The following is a 2,797-nucleotide window of genomic DNA, read 5'->3' as shown; positions in this document are numbered from 1 at the left end:
GTTCAGTATTACCAAAAGTATTATATGTTCTAGGAAATCCAATAACAACTACTTCTTGTAATGAATCAACTTCATTTTGCGTTATTTTTTTATATAAACCATTCTTTCATTTTTTAAAAATATCACTAAAAAATAAACAAGTAAACTATTACTAAAATGATATAACTAACATAGTATCTTTACTAATTTTTTTTAATTTATCTATTTTACTTAAACTATTATTTAAAATAGTTTCTAAACAAAATTCAATCTTTAAAAAAGAAAAACTATAAAAAAGAATTAAACCATCCTTTTTATTTTTCATTTTAACTATCTAATTTTGTTCTTGTAAAAATGTTAATAATTGCTGAATTGCTGAATTACGATGAGAAATTTTATTTTTATCTGCCAATGACAATTCACCTAAAGTAGCATGTACTACTGGAACATAAAATATTTGATCGTAACCAAAACCATCATTACCTTTTATCTCAGTAGTGATTTCACCTTCAAGTTTACCAATAAATGCTTTAGTAATCTTATGATCAAAATCAACATAAGCAATAGCAGAAATAAATACTGCTGCACGATTAGTTTCACCTTCCATTTGTTCTAAAATGTCTAACATTGCATCATGATAGGACATTTCACCCTTTCATCGTGCTGAGTTAATACCAGGAAAATTATTTAAAGCTAATATTTCTAACCCTGAATCATCAGCAATTACAGGACCATTCACTAATTTTGCAAGTGTTTTTGCTTTTAAAATTGCATTTTCAATAAATGATGTACCTGTTTCATTGATTTCAAGAGGAGAATTAAGATCTAACATTGATTTGACATTATATCCCTTTGTCTGTAAGATACTCTTTAATTCATTAATTTTACCGATATTATTAGATGCAAACCATAAGGTTTTAGCAGTCATTAATAATCAATCCCTTCACGAGCAATTTGACCTTTTTCAAAATAATGTTTAATTGATTTAACTTCACTAATTAAATTAGCACATTGCTCTAAGGCAAAAGATGCATATCTACCAGATAATGCAATTTCAATATGTGATTTTTTATTTTTTAAAATTTCAATTAAGTCTTGTTCTTTAATCAAATTATTTTGAATACACCCTAAAATTTCATCAACAACAATAAGATCAGTATTATCATTTTGACTTAACAGTTTTAATCTAGTAAGACCATAATTAGTTTCTTGTTTTAATTTATTTTTTTCTTCTTCATCCATTTCTCAAAAAAATTTTTGCGAAGATTCATAAAAACTTTCAATTTTAAGTTTAGTATTTTGTTTTAAAAAATTAATTTCACCAGAAGGACGATTTTTTAAAAAACGTAAGTAACTAACATTAAGATTATTACCCAATGCTCTAATTACCATACCATTAAGAATTGAGGTTTTACCTCTTCCTTCACCTTTATAAATATGAATATAACCTTTTTTTAACATACTATCACTTACTTTCAATATTTTTTATTTAATAAATTGTATAATTTTATTACAGACAATACAAGCAAAATAGAGGTGTCATTTTGAAATTTAAAACTATTAAACCACCATATCAATTAGAACTATTAAAAACAAAAGGTTTAACCAATGACTTATTTTTAGTAAATAAACATTTTTTTTTAAAACAATCTAAAGATATTTTGCAACCTTTTTTGAATTTTACAAATCAAATTAATGTTATTAAATTAATTAAATCAAAAAAATTTACATTACCTATTAATGAAGTCAATATTAATAATAATAAACTATTAACCTTAATGCCATATTATCATAATTTAATTAATTTAAGCGAACAAATAATTAATAAACAAATATTAGAACAAATTTCATCATTGGTAAAACAACTACATAATATTAAATTTGATAATAAATCATTAATTAAAACTTGAAAAGGTTTAGAACAACTTAATTTATACTGTAATTTAACTACTAGTAATCCTTGCTTAGAAAAAATAACCAGTGAGGTAATCAAATGAATTGCTACTTATCAACCAACAACAATTGTTTTATCTCATAATGATTTAACATTAAATAATTTTGTTAAAAAAAATAATTGTTGATATTTAATTGATTGAGATTTTGCTTGTTGAAATGATGAATTATTTGATATTGCCTCTTTTGCTTCTGAAAGTTTAACTTCTGAAACCGAAATTAATACTTGATTTAATTGTTTTAATTTAAATAATGAACAAATAATTATTGCTAAAAAATGAATGAATTATCAAAATTTAATTTGATATTATTGAGCTTGTTATTTATACGAACAAACTAATTTAAACATATATAAAGAAATTAGTGAAAGTAAATTAACTAATCTATTAAAATAAGTTATTTAAATAATTCATCATTTTAAGTCTGATTATGTAGTTTTAACTTCTTAACAAATTGAACCATAATTAGGTAATTTATTAGTAGTCTGTTTTTTTTGTTCAATTTGTTTTCCTTGTAAATTTATTTCTACTATATTATTAACAGCTGAAATGTTTGATTCTATTTCAATAACTATACATTTATTATTTGAAGCGTGTTCTTGTAACAATGGCATTCTTTCATCATTTACAATTTGACAATTATCATTTGAAGTAATATTTTTTTGTAAATTTTCTTTATAATCACAGTTTGCGCAAATTTCATTATTATCTTTTATTTGATTTATAAATTCTTTTACTCAATATTTCATTATTTATTTACTCCCTTTTTTATTTTTTATTAGCATATACAATAAAATTAAATTTTATTGGAAATAGTTTTTAATAAATAGTATTTATAATGTTAATAATTATTGTAAATATAAAGT

General features: G+C 22.1%; 5 protein-coding genes. 1 reads left to right on the top strand and 4 read right to left on the bottom strand.

Translation table 4 applies throughout. The features are described 5' to 3' along the window. Nucleotides 1-151: 151 nt before the first annotated feature. Genes M0D11_RS05600 through M0D11_RS05590 form a run of 3 tightly spaced genes read right to left on the bottom strand, consistent with a single transcriptional unit; the run spans nt 152 to nt 1,440 of the window. Nucleotides 152-304, bottom strand: coding sequence for a hypothetical protein (locus M0D11_RS05600; RefSeq protein ID WP_252320877.1), 153 nt, complete (start codon nt 302-304; stop codon nt 152-154). Between the two features lie 9 nt (nt 305-313). Then, nucleotides 314-907 carry an RdgB/HAM1 family non-canonical purine NTP pyrophosphatase gene (gene rdgB / locus M0D11_RS05595; protein WP_252320875.1) on the bottom strand — a complete coding sequence of 198 codons (594 nt, stop codon included), beginning with the start codon at nt 905-907 and terminating at the stop codon, nt 314-316. After that, nucleotides 907-1,440 carry a cob(I)yrinic acid a,c-diamide adenosyltransferase gene (locus M0D11_RS05590; RefSeq protein ID WP_252320873.1) on the bottom strand — a complete coding sequence of 178 codons (534 nt, stop codon included), beginning with the start codon at nt 1,438-1,440 and terminating at the stop codon, nt 907-909. The genes rdgB and M0D11_RS05590 overlap by 1 nt, the downstream gene beginning before the upstream one ends. A gap of 83 nt (nt 1,441-1,523) precedes the next feature. Between M0D11_RS05590 and M0D11_RS05585 the strand changes: the two genes are divergently transcribed. Then, nucleotides 1,524-2,327 (top strand): phosphotransferase, encoded by an 804-nt coding sequence (locus M0D11_RS05585; protein WP_252320871.1) that lies wholly within the window; start codon nt 1,524-1,526, stop codon nt 2,325-2,327. 50 nt (nt 2,328-2,377) lie between these two features. On the opposite strand, the gene M0D11_RS05580 is transcribed toward M0D11_RS05585, so the two are convergent. After that, on the bottom strand, nt 2,378-2,680 hold the full coding sequence (locus tag M0D11_RS05580) for a hypothetical protein (protein ID WP_252320869.1): 303 nt from the start codon (nt 2,678-2,680) through the stop codon (nt 2,378-2,380). Between the last annotated feature and the right edge of the window lie 117 nt (nt 2,681-2,797).

The sequence above is a fragment of the Spiroplasma endosymbiont of Lariophagus distinguendus genome, from assembly GCF_023846195.1.
In the GTDB taxonomy this organism is placed as follows: Bacteria; Bacillota_I; Bacilli_A; order Mycoplasmatales; family VBWQ01; genus Spiroplasma_E.
The sequence above is the reverse complement of the archived record's forward strand: the minus strand, read 5'-3'. Positions and strand labels throughout refer to the sequence as shown.